This is a genomic window from Caloramator sp. mosi_1, from assembly GCF_028622835.1.
Classification (GTDB): Bacteria; Bacillota; Clostridia; order Clostridiales; family Caloramatoraceae; genus Thermobrachium.
This window is the reverse complement of sequence record NZ_CP117677.1, coordinates 1282891-1301932: the sequence shown is the minus strand read 5'-3', so window position 1 is coordinate 1301932 and position 19042 is coordinate 1282891. Positions and strand designations below refer to the sequence as shown.

Below are 19042 nucleotides of genomic sequence, written 5' to 3'. Positions count from 1 at the left end.
TATTTCACCGCCAGTTCAAGATTTAATTTCTAACTATTATTATATCTGAATATACAATTTTAACTTCTCCATTATCTTCTATGCTTATTGAATTAAGCTCTCTGTCAGTATAATATTTTATAAATTCTGATATAGATTTTTCAATTAATGTAAAATTACATTTTAACTTTAAGTTTTCTTGATATGTATTATTTTTGAAATGCACACTACAAATAATCTATTGGCTAAATGTTTTCTTCCTTGCTGAGATTGATTTTTATAATACCATTCAATTAAATTATTTTTATCTGTTCTTGTTTTTAAATCAGTATTACCATTATATTTTGAAGGAAAAACTGTTAACTTTATATCGTAAGGAATTTGTTTGAAATAAATGTCTATTTCCTTATGTTTTCTATTTTCCTCTCTAATACAACCATATTTCACAAAGATATTTTCAGTTTCTTTAGATGTATGAAAATTATACCATCTATGACATACATAGCTAATTGATAATTTTCTTTGTTTTGCTTTCTCTATAATATCTGAAAACTTAGTTGTATTATAAATAAAATTACTTAAATTATCATCCTTATCATTTTGTTTAGTCCAACCTTTTAAATATGGCACAGCCTTTAAAAGTTCCTTTTGTAAACAAATTGTTTCTTGATTAATCAAGATATCACCTTCTTTAAACTTATAAGCTTATCAAAACAAAAACAAAGGCGAGTAGTTAAACTACTCGCCCCTTATGGTGGCGGCGAACGGATTCGAACCGCTGACACTTCGGGTATGAACCGAATGCTCTGGCCAACTGAGCTACGCCGCCATGTTGGTTGCGGGGGAGGATTTGAACCTCCGACCTTCGGGTTATGAGCCCGACGAGCTACCTAGCTGCTCCACCCCGCGATGTTAGTGGTGCCGGAGACCGGGGTCGAACCGGTACGGTTTTATTCAAACCGCAGGATTTTAAGTCCTGTGCGTCTGCCTGTTCCGCCACTCCGGCATATTCATTTTTTCTTCATCGCCTTGCGACATTTATTATTATATATCATCTTTTTTATTATGTCAACAGTTTTTTATTTTTATTTTTATCTTTTTCTTCGCCTCTGTCCTGCTGACTCTTTTTATTATACAGATTTTTTTTGTTTGTCAACACCCTATTCCCTATCCCCTAAAAAAATTTAAAGGTATTTTGCTAAAGCAAAATACCTTGTATATCTACCTTCTTGAATATCCGCCACTTCTTTTAGAATCTTGACTTCTCTTTAAGTCTTGGAATCTCTCCTCACTTTCCTTAAGGAATTTTGCAAGTCTTTCTTCAAAGGATAGATTAGCAGCTCTTCTTTTTCTGAATCCCAATCAAATTCTGCTGGTCTTGATGATTTTTAGGAAGTGCCTGCCTAATTGAAAGACTTATCTTTCCATTCTCATCGATTGCAATAACCTTTACCTTTACCTTGTCTTGTTCCTTTAAATGCTTTCTAATATCCTTTACATAGGTGTCTGAAACCTCAGAGATATGGACTAATCCAGTCTTACCTGAAACTTCAACAAAAGCACCAAAATTTGTGATGTTTACAACTTTGCCCTCTAAAATGTTTCCTACTTGTAGGGTCATGACGAAAAATTCCTCCTTAAATTTAATCATATTTTATATTATATAAAAATAAATTATGCACGTCAACTTAGTTATTCTTTTTATTCTTATCAATAAACAATATCTCCCTGGTTTTATTAACCTTAATTTTTGTCTTGCAAGACGCTCTATATAATCAATCCTTTCGCTAATTTTCAATTCTTCTTTTAGCTCTATATTTTGAGCCTTAAGTTTATTTAACATCTCATTATAGGTTTTGATATCTTTATTTATTCTAAAAATTATAATTTGTTGTCTTATCATTATTATTGCAAAGAACAAAAATATTAAGAGTCGAAATAATACTTTCTTCTTTTTTTCTTCATATATATCCCCCACATCCTTTTTCTTTTGTATTAATTCTTCAAAAGCTTAAATTTTCCTTCTAAAATTGAATGTTAAATAAACTAAATTTTTTAAAACTAAAATAATAATTCTAAAGGGATATGAAATAGTTCTAAACACAATCCTTATTAATTTAATTATAACATATAATATTATATTTAATAAATTATACAAATATTTGCTTATACTCAAACTGTAGATTATAAATCCAAATAACATACCTATAAAGGAATAGTATCTTAAATTGAGGTTATTTGTCTTTAACATAAAAATGAATGCAACAATACTCATTAAAATCCAAAACAAGAAATCAGATAAAGAGGATAATATATTTTTTTATAATTATCCTGTCTTAATAGTCTATACATATCATAAAAAATTCCTATCAAAAACCTACAGCAATAGTCGAAACAAAATATTTTATTTGAACATAAATAGGTAGAGTCATTTAATCACCCATAACATTACTTAAAAAGCTTTTTAAATATACTTTCACTATTATTTGTTTGTTTGTTTAGATAATTTATTGCTGTAATCTCTCCTTCTATGCACATATCCCCATTGTCCACATTTAATCTGTTTATTTTCATATTTTTGCCCTTAATAAGCATATTCCCCATTATTGTACTTAAATTAATCTGTTCTTCATTAAAGTTAATAACATTTAAAACACCTGTAATATCAAGCTTTTGTCTATTTATCATATTTAAGTTATGATTTTGATTTTTAACCATTTTATTATTTTCCATTATCATCCCCCACTCTCATATAAATAATATTCACATATTAACAATAATATAACTTTAAATTATCAACACTAACCCACATAATTCCCACAATTTATCCACACACTTATCCACAGTATGTGGATAATAATTATTAATTAAAAAGAGATAGAAATCTATTCTATCTCTTCTCCTTGAAGTATTCGATACATTTCTTTTGCCTCATCCTTTGTAACATGTTCTTTTTCTAATAAAACTTCTGCCTTAACTGTTTTAGCAGCATATTGAATTTCTATAATATCTCCAACCTTTACGTTTGTACCTGGTTTTGCTACACGACCATTTACTAATACTCTACCTGTATCACAAACTTCCTTTGCAACTGTTCTTCTCTTTATTATTCTTGAAACCTTTAAGAATTTATCAAGCCTCATTTTTATCATCCCTCTAATTTAAAATTACATAGTTTATATGCTATAAAAAATCAGGTACACGACCTGATTTTTTATAATTACTTATTAACCTTATCCTTTAATTCCTTTCCTGCCTTAAATACAGGAACCTTTGATGCAGGAATAACTATTTCTTCTAAAGTCTTTGGATTTCTTCCCTTTCTTTCTGCTCTTTCTTTAACTTCGAAAGTTCCAAATCCTATTAGTTGAACCTTATCATTCTTTGTAAGAGCTTCTTCAACACTTTCCATAAATGCCTTTAATGCTTTTTCTGCATCCTTCTTTGTTAATCCACTCTTTTCTGCTATTGATGTAATTAAGTCTGCCTTATTCACAGTTTTTCCCTCCTTAGTTTATGCACTTATATAAATTATTAAAATAAAACTTAGCTAATTAATTTATTCTTCATAAATTGAAAAATCCTTCTTTTAATATAAGATTTTTTCAATAATTTATATGTTTTTGACTCATCCCAAATCTTATCCATCTCTTCTAATGTCATATCTTTCAAATTCTTCCCTAATTCTTCAGCCTTTTTTCAATGTACTCAAATCTTGTTATAAACTTTTCTATCGTTTTTGTCAAGGCTATCTCAGGGTTAATATTACAAAATCTTGCTACATTTACTACTGCAAACACTAAATCTCCTATCTCTTCCTCTATTTTATTATTATCTCCAATTTTTATAGCTTCTAATACCTCTTTATATTCTTCTTCTACTTTTTTATAGCCTCAGATACATCATCCCAATCAAAGCCAACTTCTTTAGCCTTTTCTTGAACTTTATAGCTTCTTATCAAACTCGGCATAGCCTTTGCAATTCTTTGCATTTCCTTTGTATAACTATCAATATTTTTCTCCTTCTTTTTGATTTCTTGCCAATTATCAAGCACATCCTCTACAGAATTTACTACTGTCTCTGAGAAAACGTGTGGATGCCTTTTAATCATTTTTGACATATTCCATTTACTACATCATATATATTAAACTCACCAAACTCCTTTGCTATTTGGCTGTGAAATACTACCTGTAAAAGTACATCTCCTAATTCTTCACAGAGTTCATCCATATCATCCTTATCTATAGCATCAAGTACCTCATAGGCCTCTTCAATTAAATATTTTTAAGACTCTCGTGGGTTTGTTCTCTATCCCAAGGGCAGCCGTCGTCTCCTCTTAATCTTTCCATTATATCTAACAAATCATAAAAGTCCTTTTACCCTCCTCATCAACCCTTGGTATGTAAACACTTGTCAGATAATCAATCCAACTAATCCTATCTAACATATAAAGAGGAATTTTCTCTACTTTTTCAAGCCCTTCTACTCCTGCTGCTCTAATTACATAAATTTCATACTCATCATCATAATAATCCATAAGCTTTATCTTCAGTTCCGATGCAACTAACCTACTATAAACCTGAGTAATTATATTCCCTACCCTTTTGTCAGGCCTTTGGTTTTCAATATCCAGTGCGTCTATTATCTTTAATCCATTAGCTGGATCAATTTTTAATGTATTTATAATTGCATCAATAAAGCTTAAAGCAGGTATTATCTCCACAGTTATATTTTTTTCCTTTGCATATTCTATTATTAGCTGAACAGATCTTTCCGCAACCAAAGGGTGACCTGGAACTGCATAAACTACATCTTCAATATCAACAATATCCCTTGCTATCTTTTTATATACCTCTTCAAAATCCTCACTCTCATCATAGTATTTATCAAATGTATCAAATTTTATACCCATTTTCCTGATTTCTTCAACATTTGGGTGTTTTTCCGTCCTTAAATATAACCTTTTAGCATCTTTCATTAGTTTTATGCTTTTCATAGTTAAATCCTCAAAGGAACCAGGTCCTAAACCTACAATAGTAATCAATATATCACCTCTTTTTCTTTTGCAAGTCTAATACATCCTTAATACTTATCGTTCTTGTAATTAATAAAAGAATTAAATATACAAATGCTCCACATAATATCGACAATATTGTTGATATATTTATACTTAAAGTATATTCATAAAACCTTGTATATGCAATAACAACTATGAAAATCATAGTAATTGAGCAAACTATTGGAGATATAATGCTTTTAAATAGGTTTATTCTTGTTTTAGTATATTTGAATACAAAATAAATATTTATAAAGGATATTATAACATAAGAAATTAAAGTTCCATACGCAGCTCCTTTAATGTTAATATTTGATATAGAAATCAACTGATAGGATATAAAAACTTTAACTATACTTCCAATTATCATTGATATCAGAGGTATAAACGTTTTTCCAATACCATTAATTATACTTGTTGCAACCTGTGAAAATATTATAAATATAACTGCTATAGATAATATCTGAAGAAGTTCCCATCCATCGTCCATACCCTGAAATACAAAATAAAATATAGGTCGTGCTAAAGTATATAAACCTGCTGCACAGGGAAATGCTAAAATGGAAGCTAATTTAAAACACATTTCCATATTCTTTTTCAATAAACTTTTATTATTCAAAGTATATACCTCAGAAATTGCTGGAACAGTACTTTGAGATAAAGCCATTGCCATAGTTAAGGGAACGTTTATTAACACAAATGCTTTTCCTGTAAGTTGTCCATAAAGTGCAGTTGCTATACTTTCTGTATAACCCGACATCTTTAACAATTTAGGAACAGTCAACGAATCAATTAATGACATTATAGAACCTAAGGCGTGTGCTAAGGATATTGGTATTGCCAAAAATACTAATTCTTTAATAATGCTTCTATAGGATGAAAAAGCTTTATCCGTATATTTATTTACTTTTACAGATTTTTATATAAAATCATCAAAAAAATTAAGGCTATAAAAGCTCCAAAGGTAGCACCAAAGGCTGCTCCTCCTGCTGCAACACCTATTCCATAAGGTAATAGCAAATAGGTTAACCCTACACCTACAACTACTCTTCCAATCTGTTCTACTAATTGAGATACACCAGATGGATTCATATTCTGAAAACCTTGAAAATATCCCCTATAAACAGATAATAAACAAGTAAATAGAGGTGCAAAGGAAATACCCAAAATAGAATAATAGGCCTCCTTGCTCCAAGAAAAATAGTTTATTAATTCCTTTGCAAAAACAATCAATAAAAGCGAAGAAATTCCACCAATAAAAAACATAACAAGCATCGATGCCCTATAAATTCTTCTACAATCTTCATATTTTGATAGGGCTGCTCTCTCTGATATCATTTTAGATATAGCGACGGGTATACCTGCAGCAAGTCCAAGCAAAAACGTATAAATTGGGTATGTAAGCTGATAAAGGCCTATCCCTCTTCACCTATCATATAAATAATAGGCAATCTAAAAAAAGTCCTAAAAACTTTGCTATAAATCCTGAAATAATTAAAACTAAAGTACCTTTTATAATACTTTTTTGGTCATAAAAAACCTCCTAATTCCTTCTCTTAATAAAATATTAGAATTAGGAGGTATGTATTCCATTATTGTTCCATTTGTTTTCCTAAGAAGGTTGAAGCTGTTTCTGCTAACTTTCTTTCTAATTCACCAAAAGTTACATTAGCTTCCTTTGACATAATTACAACAGCACCTACTGCATCTCCCTCAGCAATTATTGGTGCAATTATTTGTGCCTTATACTCCATTTTCTCTTCTTCAGGAATAATAGGAACTGCATTCCCTTCTTTACCTGTAAAAACAAAAATTTTTCTTTCTTCAAATACCTTTTCAAGTTCATCGCTTACCCTTTTATCAAGGTATTCTTTTTAGCAGTACCAGCTACAGCAACAACGCTATCTCTATCACAAATAATAACAGGGTGACCAATTGATTGATGCAGTGCCTCTGCATATTCCTTAGCAAAATCACTAAGTTCATTTATAGGAGAATATTTTTTAATATTATTCCTCCTTCTCTGTCTGTAAATATTTCAAGTGGATCTCCTTCTCTTATTCTTAAAGTTCTTCTTATTTCTTTTGGTATTACAACTCTTCCCAAATCATCAATTCTACGAACTATTCCTGTAGCCTTCAAATAAATCCCTCCTTTTTTATCTTCTTATTAATAATCTCTACAAAAAATAAAAATTATACCTTAAAATTAGTAAATAAATAAGTAAATTTACAAAAATATAAAAGAGAGGTTAAAATTTTCCTCTCTTTATTTCGTATTATTAATCATACATTTTTTACATTGCATTTCCCCACCCGATGCTCTATTCCTATAACCACAATATCTACAATCTAATTTCATATATCGTTGCAAACTTCTATCTATATCTCTAAGATTCATTTCTTCACTACGTAATTTCATATATATACCTCCATATAATTGTTTAGTATAATTATACATCATAATATATTTTTATTCAATGATTAAATTTAAAAAGGACAGGGAATTTTCCCCATCCTTTTATAATCTTTCTTCATAAATCTTAATCTTTGCCTTTTCTTTTAAAGTCTTAAGTTCATCTTGAAAGGCTTTTGCTTTTTTATCTTCAAGCAACGTCTTTTCAATATCAGCCTTTACATTTTCAAGAGGCAATTGTTTATATTCCTCTTTTTTATTTATTTTTATTATATGATAACCAAATTGTGTTTTAACTGGTGCACTAACCTTTCCTTCTGGTAATGCAATAGCATTTGTCATAAAATCTTTGTCATAATTTTTATCATTATAATAGATGTCACCTAAGTTACCACCTTTATCCTTTGAGCCAGGGTCTTGGCTATATTTTTTGCTAAATCCTCAAACTTTGCTCCAGCATCTAATTCTGCCTTTACTTTTTTGCCTCTTCTTCTGTCTTAACTAATATATGAGAAACGTTCATTTTATTTGGTTTTTCTGTATAGTCATAAATATTTTCATTGTAATACTTTTTTATTTCATCCTCAGTTACCTTTACATCCTTTGCTAAATGATCATATAACTTATCAATAATTATTCCATTCTTAAGGTAACCCTTGTATTCCTCCAACGTAATTTTTAAATTTTTTAACGCGTCATTAAACTTATCTTCCCCACCTAAATTCTTTTTCCCTCTTCTATTTTTTTATTTATTTCATCCTGAAGTGTCTTTTCATCAGGAACAATTTTTAGCTCTTCTGCTCTCTTTACAAGTAAAACTTCATTTATCATATTATCTATTAAATTCTGTTTTATTTGATTTACATAAACTTCATTTTCCTTCTTTTCAAAAATCTTTTCCATATAGATTTTCCATTTTAGCCTTTTCAGTTTCAAATCTCTTTAAAAATTCACTTCTTGTTATTGTATACCCATTTACCTTTGCTACAGCCTCCTTCATCTTCCCCTCTTCAGTTTTAGTAATAAGTTCACAAGATGCTAAACTAAATAAAACTACAGTTGATAATGCTAATGCCATTACTTTTTAGCTATTTTCACCTTCATCCTCTCCCTTTTTAAAATCAATATCTATTATACAATATCATTTTTCATTATGCAAATTTTTCAATTCTTCCAACAAGTCCTTAATTACTATCAATAGTTGTGTATTTGAATATTTACTAAACCTAATCTTTAAAATAGGTTCCTTTAAGCTTCCATAGGATACTATATTATTAAATTTAGAATTTAACTGCTTTAGCTTCTCATAATCTATATATTTTGCATCTTTAAAATGTACAAAAACATCCTTTTGCACCTGTTTAATGTTTGTAATCTTAAGGTTTTGTGCAATAGACTTTATATAGGAAATCATAATTAAATTTTCTACAGGCTTTGGTATATCAGAAAATCTATCAATAAGTTCATCTTCAACATCTTGCTTATCCTCTAATGATGATATTGCGGCAATCTTTTTATAAACCTCTATTTTAACCCTTTCATCTTTAATATAATCATCTGGTATATGGGCATTTACTAAAATATCTATACTTGTCTCAACCTCATCAGTAATTTCTCCTTTAACTTCCTTAACTGCTTCCTCAAGAAGTTTACAATATAAATCATATCCAACCGCCATCATATGTCCGTGTTGCCTTGTTCCAAGCAAATTACCTGCTCCTCTTATTTCTAAATCTCTCATAGCTATTTTAAAACCAGAGCCAAACTCCGTAAATTCCTTAATAGCCTTAAGTCTCTTTTCTGCAACTTCTGTTAAAATCTTATCCTTTCTATAGGTAAAATAAGCATAGGCAAGTCGATTGGATCTCCCAACTCTTCCTCTTAATTGATAAAGTTGTGACAATCCCATTCTATCTGCATCATATACTATTAAAGTATTAACATTAGGCATATCTATTCCTGTTTCTATTATAGTAGTACACAATAGTATATCCGCTTCTCCCGATACAAAGTCGAGTATCACCTGTTCTAATTCATCTTCATCCATTTGACCGTGTGCTATAAGGACTTTAGCCCCTCAACTAATCTTTGTAGATACGACTGCATCTCCTTTATTGTATCAACTCTATTGTATACAAAAATACTTGTCCTCCCCTTGACATTTCCCTTAAAATAGCATCACGTATAATAAACTCATTATATTCTAAAACATAGGTTTGAACAGGGTACCTCTCTTCAGGCGGCGTTTCTATAACACTTATATCTCTAACACCAATTAAAGACATATGTAAAGTTCTTGGAATAGGGGTCGCTGTTAGGGTTAATACATCTATATTCTTCTTCAAAAGTTTTATTTTTTCTTTATGTGAAACTCCAAATCGCTGTTCTTCATCTACAATAAGAAGTCCTAAATCCTTAAACTTTACATCCTTTTGTAAAATCCTATGAGTTCCTATGATAATATCTATATTTCCTGCTGCAAGTTCCTTTAAAGTTCTTTTTGTTCTTCCTTAGTTCTAAACCTACTTATCATATCAATATTTACTGGAAAGTCTGAAAATCTCTGTTTAAAATTATTATAATGTTGCTGAGCAAGTATTGTAGTAGGTACGAGAACTGCTACCTGTTTACCATCCATAACCGCTTTAAATGCAGCTCGCATTGCAACCTCGGTTTTTCCATATCCAACATCTCCGCACAAAAGCCTATCCATAGGTTTTGCTTTCCATATCTCTCTTTATTTCTTCAATTGCCACAAGTTGATCTTCTGTTTCATTGTAGGGAATTCATCTTCAAACTGTTTTTGCCAAGGTGTATCCTTAGAAAAGGCATAACCTTCAACTGAGTTCCTAACTGCATATAATGCTACAAGTTCCTTTGCAACCTCTCTTAGAGACTCTTTAACCTTTTTCTTTGTTTTTGTCCATTCAGATGTACCTAACTTATTAATCTTAGGAGGATTATCCTCATCCCCTATATACTTTTGAACTAAGTCCAACTGTTCAACAGGTACATATAATGTATCTTCACCTTGATATTTAAGAACTAAATAATCTCGTTTAATTCCTTCAATTACAAGCTCCTTAATTCCCGTAAAAATTCCTATACCGTGGTTTGCGTGAACAACATAATCCCCAACCTTTAAATCAGTAAAACTTTTTATTTTTCTTGATTTCTTATTAAATTGTTTTTTCTTTCCTTATTTGTCTTATAAACTTCCCTTTCTGACAACATAGTAAGTTTACATTCAAAAACTCTATCCCATTCTTTATGCTACCATATGTTACATATATTTTTCTTGGTACTATCTCCTTAACTTCTTCAACATATTCTGCTTCTATTCCTTCTTCCCTTAATCCTTTTGTTAACCTTTCAGCCTTTGCCCTCGTTCCTGCTAATATTAAAACATAATAGTTTTTCTGAATTCTATTTTTAAGTTCATCAATAAAATACTCTAAATTAACTGATGTTATGTTACTAACAACGGTATTGAAATTTACAACAGCTCGTACATTTATATCCTGAATACTTCTTGGTAGCAAATTAAAACCTATGCATCTTTTTTATTTATAATATCTAACAAATAATCTGAATGATAAACCCAATTTGCCTGTATAGGAAGCACTTCTCCCTTTTCCATCATTGACTTAAATATTTCTCTAAATTCTTCTTCAAAGGACTTAATTCTTGTAATAAGCCTTGCAGTTTCATCTAAAAGCATTATTGGATTACTAAAATAATCTAAGAAGTTTTCTGAATCCTCATAAATTGTAGTAATAAAACTTTCAATTCCTTCAAAATATCTAAAATTAGATATTCCATCTAAAATAGAATTATACTTTTGTTTTAATCTATCCTGAGCATCTTTATTTTTCTTATAATTTTTATAAATCTTTTCGTATTCTGAGTGAATTGCATTTGTCAATTTATTAACATCTTGACTTCTTATAATAATCTCTCTTGCAGGTAATATTGTTATAAGTTCCTCATAATCAAGACTTCTTTGAGTTTCTATATCAAATTTTCTAATAGTATCTACTTCATCATCAAAAACTCAACTCTATAGGGTGCATTTTCATTCAGAGGAAAAATATCAATTATTCCTCCTCTTTGTACAAACTGCCCTGGACCCTCTACAACTTCAACTCTTTCATAACCTAAATCATATAGATTTTTAGTTAAATCTATAGGTTCTACTATATCCCCCTTCTTTAATATTATCCTACTCTCTTTAATTACTTTCTTGGGTATCATCTTATAAAATATAGAATCTATAGAAGTAACAACAATTAAATCTTTATTCTCAAATATCTTAAATATTGTTCTTATTCTTTCCTGCTTTATCTCAGAGGAAGTAACATCCACATTAATTGCCGCTTCCTTTGATGGAAAATAGGCAACTTTATCTGTAAATGTACTTAGGTCTTCAAATATCTTTCTTGCCTCTATTTCATTGTGTGCTATATATAAAAATGCCCCTTTATATCCTCAAAAGACAAAAGGACACAAAGGCCTTCTGAGTCTCAGAAAGCCCATAGGTTTGACATATAAAGTTTTCTTCCTTAACATTTTTCAAAAGTTGCCTATAGCTTTCCTCTGATTCAAATACCCTTTTATCCCCTCAAACCTCAAAAAACACCCCCTATTTTATAGCACTATATCCGTTATACTTATTCATTGCACTTTGTACCCCATTTTTAATTATCTCCAAAACAGCCTCTGCCGATACCTTTATAACTTCATCAATTATCTTTCTTTCATCATTTGTAAATTTACCCAAAACGTGAGAAACCAAGTCACCCTTAGGTGCTCCAACTCCAACCCTTACTCTACTAAATTTATCACTGGATAACTGATAAATTATATTTTTATTCCATTATGTCCTCCATCACTTCCAGATGGTCTTATTCTAATTCTACCTACATCAATTGCTATATCATCGTATACTACTATTATATCTTTATCATCAATTTTATAAAAATCCTTTGCTTCTCTAACGCTTTCACCACTTAAATTCATAAATGTAGAAGGTTTTAGAAGCAAAACCTTTTCCCCATTTAAAATAAACTCACCCATAAGACCCTTAAATTTTATCTTGTTCACATTTGCTCCAACTAAGTCAGCAATATAATCTATAACATCAAAACCTATATTATGCCTTGTATTTTCATACTCTCTTCCCGGATTTCCAAGTCCAACTATTAGTTTCATCTTAATCCTCCTTGCAATTATTTCTGTGCTTTATTATACCATAATGTTTTAAAATGTGTTAGACAATCCACTATATAAAAATAAAGTGCCAACAACTGGCACTTTATTTAAATGATTTTATACTATTTAGTTTTTTCACCTAATTTTATTTTTACATCTATATATTTACCATCTCTCCATATCCTTGCAGATACTATATCTCCTACCTTATGTTTTTCAAGTGCTTCTGATAAATCTTCCATTTTATTTAAATCTACTCCATCAAATTTCACTATAATATCTCCAGGTCTTATTCCCGCTTCTTCTGCACCACTTCCTCTTTCAACCCCTCTAATATTCACTCCAACTGGAACATTATATTCACTTGCAATCTCTTCATCTATAAATTCATAGTAAATACCAATAAATGGTCTTGAAACATACCCATTCTTCATAAGTGACTCTATTATTGGCTTTGCTTCATTTATAGATATCGCAAATCCCATTCCCTCTGCACTACTAATCTTTAAACTATTTATACCGATAACTTCACCTGCTTCATTGCAAAGAGCTCCTCCACTATTGCCAGGGTTTATTGATGCATCTGTTTGAATAACTTTATAAGTTCTTCCATCTACAGTCATCTTTCTATTTACAGCACTTATAACTCCCGCAGTAACAGAACCTGAGAATTCTTCTCCTAATGGATTTCCTATAGCAACTGCTATATCTCCAACCCTCACCTTAGAACTGTCTCCAAACTTTGCAACAGGTAAGTTTTGTGCTTCTATCTTCAAAACAGCAAGGTCTGTTCTATAATCTGAACCTATGACTCTTGCTGGAAGTTTCTTTCCTCCTGCAAGAGTGACATACACTTCAGTTGCTCCGTCTATAACGTGTTGATTTGTTACAATATATCCAGATTTATCAAATATTATTCCTGAACCTGTTCCCTGTTTTACCGTTCTACCTGTAAAGGTTGTAACATTATTTGTTATTCCAACAACAGCAGGTCCTACAACCTCTGCTACCTTTGTTATTGAGTTTTTAGGTATATTAGTGACTACTTCTTGCTTTGTATTTAATGGATTAGTTAAAAGTGGTGTTTCTGTGTAATTCTTTTTACATAGTATCCCCCAATAATTCCTCCTATACCTGCAGAAAAGAATACTATAAAAACAAGTGCTAAAAATCTTAATATTTTTTTAGATCTTTTTTCTTCAACAAACTTTACTCCACTTTGCCAAGAACCATTATTATAATCCATAACCACACCTCCTAACTCGATTATACTGTCAACATTTAAACAAAATATGAATAAAAATTGAAAAATATAAAAAATTAAACCAAACTTAATGTAAATGAAAATCTTGTTCCAAAATCACCTGATTCAACCCATATTGTTTCACCGTGTTGATTAATTATCTGCCTCACTATTGAAAGTCCAAGTCCAGTTCCTCCACCCTTTGATCTTGCCTTATCAACCTTATGAAATCTATCCCATATATATTTTATTTCTTCCTTTGGAATTGCAGGCCCATTATTATAAATATGAACTATAACCTTTCTTTCCTTAATTTCTGTTTTTATTTCTATCAGTCCTTTATCCTCCACAAATTTTATAGCATTGTCTATTAAATTTGTTAATACCTGATCTATTCTATCTCTGTCTCCCTTGACCTTAAGTTTCTTTTCTATAAGCTTTACATTAACCTCAATACCTCGTCTGTTAATCTTATCCTCAAATTTAATAACCCTCTGTCTTATCAGCTCATTTAGATCAAATACACCTATATTAATAGAAAACTCACCAGATTCCAATCTCGCTAAGTCTAAAATATCGTTTATAAGCCTCATAAGCCTTTTAATTTCATCGTGTACTATATTTAGATAATAAATCCATTTCTCCTTAGGTATTGTTCCGTCAATTATACCCGTAATAAACCCGTTAATTGAGGTCATAGGGGATCTAAGTTCGTGGGATATGTTTGCAATAAAACTTCTTCTCATATCCTCAAGACTTTGCAGAGAATCCGCCATATAATTAAATGAATTTGCTAAATCACCAATCTCATCATCTGATTCTAACTCAACTCTTTTATCGAATTCTCCCTTTGCAATACTTTTCGCAGTACTATTTATCTTATTTAAAGGTCTAATAAGTATCTTTTCAGAAAAATAGTATATTATTATAGCCGAAATAAACATTGCAAAAATGCAGACATCCATATAACGAAATAAACCGTTTTTAATGTGTTTTTTACTTCATTTAAAGGTGTGTATAAAAAACAGCACTTTGCACCTGATCTGCTACAATTATAGGCATACCTACCATAAGCATAGGCTTTGAAAATATTTGTTTAAATCCTCCACTTTTAATGACTATATCTCCATCCAATACTTCCTGTAACTCAATATCTGTTATTTGTTTTCCCATAAAATCCTTCATTTCATTTGAAGAATAGGCATATATAAAACCATACTTATCTACGATTAATATTCTTGTATTACTCATTTCATCCATAAGTCTAATTTGTGTAAGCATCTTATCTTTAGATATTTTTCTGGTTAAATAGTCATTTATAGATTTATTTATTATATAACCTTGATTAAGAAGTAAGGTAGTGTTTTGATTATAGTAGTATTTATAAAACCAATAGGACAAAAAACAGCAACCAAACTGTAAGAAATAACAAGTATAACAAGATATGCTGAAATCAATTTAGTAAACAAACTTTTCTTCATAGTATCATTTCACCTCAAATTTATATCCAACGCCCCATACAGTTTTAATTTGCCACTCTTCATTTTCCATTAATTTTTCTCTAACTCTCTTAACGTGAACATCTACTGTCCTTGAATCACCAGGATAGTCATACCCCCATACCTCATATAAAAGTTGGTCTCTTGTATATACTTTATTTGGATTAGATGCTAAAAAATACAAAAGATCAAATTCTTTAGGAGGCATTTCAATTTTGTTTCCCTTATACATTACTATATAAGAATCAGGATCAATAACTAAATCAGTATATTCTATAACCCTCTTTTGACTTAGCGGTTTATACCTTCTTAAAACAGCTCTTATTCTTGCTACAAGTTCCTTAGGTTCAAAGGGTTTTACCATATAATCATCTGCACCAAGTTCAAGTCCCAAAACCTTATCAAAGGTTTCTCCCTTTGCAGTAAGCATTATAACTGGAATTTGAGATTCTCTTCTTATTTCCTTTAAAACTGAATATCCATCCATTTTAGGCATCATTATATCAAGCAAAATCAAATCTACCTGTTTTTCTTTAAAAATCTTAAGTGCAGACTCTCCATCATTTGCTTTATACACCTTGTATCCTTCTTTCATTAAATATACTTCTATTAATTCACATATATTAATATCATCATCAACAACCAGTATTTTTGACTCTACCATAAACATCCCTCCATTAATAATTCTTATTAATATTTTCGCATCTTTGTTTATTATTTACAAGCCTATACAACATTAGATAAATTAAATTCACACATTATTAAAAATTTTTTATTATAAAAAGGGATGGCAGCTTGCCATCCCTTTTATTCAAATATCTTACTTACAGATAAATCTTCATATATTCTCTTTATAGCCTCTGCAAAAACAGGAGCAACTGATAATACCTTAATATTATCAAGCATCTTATCTTGAGTTAAAGGAATTGTATTTAATACTACAAGTTCCTTTATTGCTGAATTTTTAATTCTTTCTACAGCAGGTCCTGAAAGTACAGCGTGAGTACAGCAAGCGTATACTTCCTTTGCCCCTAAATCAGCAAGTGCATTTGCTGCATTAGTAATTGTACCTGCAGTATCTATCATATCGTCAACCAGTATTGCTACCTTACCCTTAACATCTCCAATTACATTCATTATTTCTGAAACATTTGCCTTTGGTCTTCTTTTATCTATTATAGCAATAGGAGCGTGTAACCTATCTGCAAATTTTCTGGCTCTTGTTACACTACCTAAATCAGGTGAAACCACTACTACTTCATCTTCATTTAGATTAAACTCTTGGAAATACTTTGAAAGTATTGGTACACCAAGAAGGTGATCAACAGGAATATTGAAGTATCCTTGTATTTGTGCTGCGTGTAAATCCATAGTTAGAACTCTGTCTGCACCCGCAGCAGTTAATAGGTCTGCCACAAGCTTTGCTGTAATTGGATCTCTTGCCTTTGCTTTTCTATCTTGTCTTGCATATCCGTAGTAAGGAATAACAGCCGTTATTCTTCCAGCAGAAGCCCTTTGAAGGCATCCATCATTATTAAAAGTTCCATTAAATTGTCATTTACTGGAGCACAAGTTGATTGAACAACAAATACATCTGCTCCTCTAACAGTTTCGTTAATATCTACTGATATCTCTCCATCGCTAAACCTTCCAACATTTGAATTTCCTACGCTTACACCAACAATATCTGCTATTTCCTTAGCCAGTTCAGGATGAGAATTTCCAGTAAATATTTTGATATTTTTACCGTGTGTAATCATAAAAACGCCTCCTATGCTATTTTTTCCAAATACCCTTCTTATCAAGCCAGCCTTCCTTATTCACCTGTCTTGCTCTTGCAATTGCAAGTGCCCCACTTGGTACATCTTCTGTTATAGTTGAGCCAGCAGCAATATAAGCATTTTCTTCAACTGTAACAGGAGCTACTAAGTTAGTATTGCAGCCAATAAAAGCATTGTCCTTTACAACAGTTTTATGTTTGTTTGTTCCATCATAATTTACTACAACTGTTCCACAGCCAAAGTTGCATCCCTTACCTACTTCTGCATCTCCAATGTATGTTAAGTGTGATACCTTAGTATCATCACCTATCTTAGACTTTTTAATCTCTACAAAATCTCCTATTTTAACATTTTTTCCTATTTCACTTTCAGGTCTTATATATGCAAAGGGTCCAACGGATGTATTGTCGTGAACGGTACTATCTAAAACAACTGAACTTTGAACCTCAACACCATTATGTATTTTAGAATTTACTATTCTCGAATTAGGACCTATTATACATTCCTCTCCTATTTCAGTATTTCCTTCTATTACACAATTAGGATATATAATTGTATCTTTACCTATCTTAACCTCTGAATCAATATATGTACAATTTGGATCTATAATAGTAACTCCCTCATCCATTAGCTTTTTTACTATTCTTTTTCTCATAACTTCACTTGCTTCTGCAAGTTGAACCCTTGAGTTTACTCCCATAAACTCTGTAAAATCAACTTTATATGCCCCTACATTATATCCCTGTCTCTTTAATATTTCTATAACATCTGTTAAATAATATTCCCCTTGTGCATTATTATTATCTAACTTATTTAGTGAATCTAATAATAATTTTATATCAAAGCAATATATTCCCGAATTTACTTCTTTTACTTTTAATTCTTCTTCATTAGCATCTTTATGCTCAACTATTTTTTCAATATTCCCTTTTTCATCTCTAATTATTCTTCCAAAACCTGCTGGATTGTCAACATCACCTGTAAGTACAGTAACCTTGTAGCCACCGTTTTTGTGAAAATCAAAGACATTTTTATGGTCTCTGCAGTAATTAAAGGTGCATCACCTGCAAGAACTATAACCGTTCCTTCTTTATCCTTTAAAAACTCACTGCAGCACATAACCGCGTGTCCTGTTCCAAGTTGTCTATCCTGATACGCCGTTTTGATGTTTTGGTTAAGACTTGCTCTAACTACATCTGATTTATGTCCTATAACAACTATAAAATCATCTACATCTGCACCCTTTAGGGCATCAATAACGTGAAATAACATAGGTTTTCCACAAACCTTATGAAGTACTTTAGGCAAATTAGATTTCATTCTTTTGCCTTCGCCTGCTGCTAATATCAAACCATAACAGTTACTCATAATAGCACCTCATCCTTAAATATTTAATTCTAATACCTATTTTATTATAGTCTAAATACTAAATTTATTCAATTAAAATAGCTCAAAAAGCAAGAATGAGTAATATTAATAATTTTCTAAAAATAAAAAGGAAGCTAATTGCTTCCCTTTATTATTGTTCTTCTGCGTTTTCTACACTATCCTTAGCCTTCTCGTACTCTGCTAAAATTGCTTGCTGAATCTTTTCCCTTGTCTCTGAATTGATTGGATGTGCTATGTCCTTAAATTGTCCGTCTGGAGTCTTTCTGCTTGGCATAGCAATAAAAGTCCATTTTGTCCTTCAATAACCTTGATGTCGTGAACTACAAGTTCATTGTCGAATGTTACTGAAACAATTGCCTTCATCTTCCCTTCGTTTGTAATCTTTCTTACTCTTACATCAGTAACCTTCATAAATTCACCACCTTCCAAGTTGCTTAATTAATAGTATTCTACATTTTTTATAAAAATC

20 protein-coding genes, 3 tRNA genes and 10 pseudogenes are annotated in these 19042 nt (G+C 30.8%); all 33 read right to left on the bottom strand.

Annotated elements, in window-relative coordinates:
* Positions 1 to 22 precede the first annotated feature (22 nt).
* Entirely contained in the window at positions 23 to 205 is a 183-nt protein-coding gene (locus PL321_RS09310) for a hypothetical protein (protein WP_273964271.1), read from the bottom strand.
* Positions 169 to 657, bottom strand: a complete 489-nt coding sequence (locus PL321_RS09305; RefSeq protein ID WP_273964270.1) for a hypothetical protein — start codon at positions 655 to 657, stop codon at positions 169 to 171. Before PL321_RS09305 ends, PL321_RS09310 begins: the two co-directional genes overlap by 37 nt.
* A 74-nt stretch (positions 658 to 731) precedes the next feature.
* Positions 732 to 808 (bottom strand) — tRNA-Met (locus PL321_RS09300).
* 4 nt (positions 809 to 812) lie between these two features.
* Positions 813 to 888 (bottom strand) — tRNA-Met (locus PL321_RS09295).
* 7 nt (positions 889 to 895) lie between these two features.
* Positions 896 to 985, bottom strand: a tRNA-Leu gene (locus PL321_RS09290).
* 215 nt (positions 986 to 1200) lie between these two features.
* Positions 1201 to 1600 (bottom strand): annotated as a pseudogene (locus PL321_RS09285) (S1 domain-containing RNA-binding protein).
* A gap of 33 nt (positions 1601 to 1633) precedes the next feature.
* The gene (locus PL321_RS09280) at positions 1634 to 1957 is read right to left on the bottom strand and encodes a septum formation initiator family protein (protein WP_273964269.1); all 324 of its coding nucleotides are present in this window, start codon (positions 1955 to 1957) and stop codon (positions 1634 to 1636) included.
* A 33-nt stretch (positions 1958 to 1990) separates the two neighbouring features.
* Positions 1991 to 2293 carry a spore cortex biosynthesis protein YabQ gene (gene yabQ / locus PL321_RS21270; protein ID WP_443110767.1) on the bottom strand — a complete coding sequence of 101 codons (303 nt, stop codon included), beginning with the start codon at positions 2291 to 2293 and terminating at the stop codon, positions 1991 to 1993.
* Between the two features lie 134 nt (positions 2294 to 2427).
* Positions 2428 to 2712, bottom strand: coding sequence for a sporulation protein YabP (gene yabP, locus PL321_RS09275; RefSeq protein ID WP_273964268.1), 285 nt, complete (start codon positions 2710 to 2712; stop codon positions 2428 to 2430).
* Positions 2713 to 2864: 152 nt separating this feature from the next.
* A complete protein-coding gene (locus PL321_RS09270) occupies positions 2865 to 3122 on the bottom strand; it encodes an RNA-binding S4 domain-containing protein (protein ID WP_273964267.1) in 258 nt (85 codons plus the stop codon).
* A 77-nt stretch (positions 3123 to 3199) separates the two neighbouring features.
* Entirely contained in the window at positions 3200 to 3475 is a 276-nt protein-coding gene (locus tag PL321_RS09265; protein WP_027309061.1) for an HU family DNA-binding protein, read from the bottom strand.
* 50 nt (positions 3476 to 3525) lie between these two features.
* Positions 3526 to 5023: pseudogene (gene mazG / locus PL321_RS09260) on the bottom strand (nucleoside triphosphate pyrophosphohydrolase).
* A gap of 4 nt (positions 5024 to 5027) precedes the next feature.
* Entirely contained in the window at positions 5028 to 5879 is an 852-nt protein-coding gene (locus PL321_RS09255; protein ID WP_273964266.1) for a polysaccharide biosynthesis C-terminal domain-containing protein, read from the bottom strand.
* 65 nt (positions 5880 to 5944) lie between these two features.
* On the bottom strand, positions 5945 to 6454 hold the full coding sequence (locus tag PL321_RS09250) for an oligosaccharide flippase family protein (RefSeq protein WP_273964504.1): 510 nt from the start codon (positions 6452 to 6454) through the stop codon (positions 5945 to 5947).
* Positions 6455 to 6627: 173 nt separating this feature from the next.
* A pseudogene (gene spoVT / locus PL321_RS09245) lies at positions 6628 to 7177 on the bottom strand (stage V sporulation protein T).
* Between the two features lie 126 nt (positions 7178 to 7303).
* A complete protein-coding gene (locus PL321_RS09240; RefSeq protein ID WP_273964265.1) occupies positions 7304 to 7456 on the bottom strand; it encodes a hypothetical protein in 153 nt (50 codons plus the stop codon).
* A 99-nt stretch (positions 7457 to 7555) separates the two neighbouring features.
* Positions 7556 to 7873, bottom strand: a pseudogene (locus tag PL321_RS09235) (peptidylprolyl isomerase); the annotation flags it as partial.
* Between the two features lie 49 nt (positions 7874 to 7922).
* The gene (locus PL321_RS09230) at positions 7923 to 8120 is read right to left on the bottom strand and encodes a hypothetical protein (protein ID WP_273964264.1); all 198 of its coding nucleotides are present in this window, start codon (positions 8118 to 8120) and stop codon (positions 7923 to 7925) included.
* Positions 8121 to 8167: 47 nt separating this feature from the next.
* Positions 8168 to 8353 (bottom strand): hypothetical protein, encoded by a 186-nt coding sequence (locus PL321_RS09225; RefSeq protein ID WP_273964263.1) that lies wholly within the window; start codon positions 8351 to 8353, stop codon positions 8168 to 8170.
* Complete coding sequence (locus PL321_RS09220; protein WP_273964262.1) at positions 8337 to 8528, bottom strand: SurA N-terminal domain-containing protein; 192 nt, start codon at positions 8526 to 8528, stop codon at positions 8337 to 8339. The genes PL321_RS09225 and PL321_RS09220 overlap by 17 nt, the downstream gene beginning before the upstream one ends.
* Positions 8529 to 8591: 63 nt before the next feature.
* Positions 8592 to 10836 (bottom strand): annotated as a pseudogene (gene mfd, locus PL321_RS21265) (transcription-repair coupling factor); the annotation flags it as partial.
* 164 nt (positions 10837 to 11000) lie between these two features.
* Positions 11001 to 11375, bottom strand: coding sequence for a hypothetical protein (locus PL321_RS09190; protein WP_273964720.1), 375 nt, complete (start codon positions 11373 to 11375; stop codon positions 11001 to 11003).
* A gap of 90 nt (positions 11376 to 11465) precedes the next feature.
* Positions 11466 to 11704, bottom strand: a pseudogene (locus PL321_RS09185) (hypothetical protein); the annotation flags it as partial.
* A gap of 388 nt (positions 11705 to 12092) precedes the next feature.
* A pseudogene (gene pth, locus PL321_RS09180) lies at positions 12093 to 12661 on the bottom strand (aminoacyl-tRNA hydrolase).
* Between the two features lie 122 nt (positions 12662 to 12783).
* On the bottom strand, positions 12784 to 13533 hold the full coding sequence (locus tag PL321_RS09175) for a S1C family serine protease (protein WP_273964501.1): 750 nt from the start codon (positions 13531 to 13533) through the stop codon (positions 12784 to 12786).
* A gap of 200 nt (positions 13534 to 13733) precedes the next feature.
* Positions 13734 to 13907, bottom strand: a complete 174-nt coding sequence (locus tag PL321_RS09170) for a hypothetical protein (RefSeq protein ID WP_273964257.1) — start codon at positions 13905 to 13907, stop codon at positions 13734 to 13736.
* A 74-nt stretch (positions 13908 to 13981) separates the two neighbouring features.
* Positions 13982 to 14848 (bottom strand): HAMP domain-containing sensor histidine kinase, encoded by an 867-nt coding sequence (locus PL321_RS09165; RefSeq protein WP_273964256.1) that lies wholly within the window; start codon positions 14846 to 14848, stop codon positions 13982 to 13984.
* Between the two features lie 61 nt (positions 14849 to 14909).
* Positions 14910 to 15305 carry a hypothetical protein gene (locus tag PL321_RS09160; protein WP_273964255.1) on the bottom strand — a complete coding sequence of 132 codons (396 nt, stop codon included), beginning with the start codon at positions 15303 to 15305 and terminating at the stop codon, positions 14910 to 14912.
* 84 nt (positions 15306 to 15389) lie between these two features.
* On the bottom strand, positions 15390 to 16067 hold the full coding sequence (locus tag PL321_RS09155) for a response regulator transcription factor (protein WP_443110703.1): 678 nt from the start codon (positions 16065 to 16067) through the stop codon (positions 15390 to 15392).
* 143 nt (positions 16068 to 16210) lie between these two features.
* Positions 16211 to 17163, bottom strand: a pseudogene (locus PL321_RS09150) (ribose-phosphate diphosphokinase).
* 16 nt (positions 17164 to 17179) lie between these two features.
* Positions 17180 to 18160 (bottom strand): annotated as a pseudogene (glmU, locus tag PL321_RS09145) (bifunctional UDP-N-acetylglucosamine diphosphorylase/glucosamine-1-phosphate N-acetyltransferase GlmU); the annotation flags it as partial.
* Entirely contained in the window at positions 18127 to 18504 is a 378-nt protein-coding gene (locus tag PL321_RS09140; RefSeq protein WP_273964499.1) for an NTP transferase domain-containing protein, read from the bottom strand. The gene PL321_RS09140 and the pseudogene glmU, both read right to left, overlap by 34 nt.
* A 199-nt stretch (positions 18505 to 18703) precedes the next feature.
* Positions 18704 to 18984, bottom strand: a pseudogene (spoVG, locus tag PL321_RS09135) (septation regulator SpoVG).
* Between the last annotated feature and the right edge of the window lie 58 nt (positions 18985 to 19042).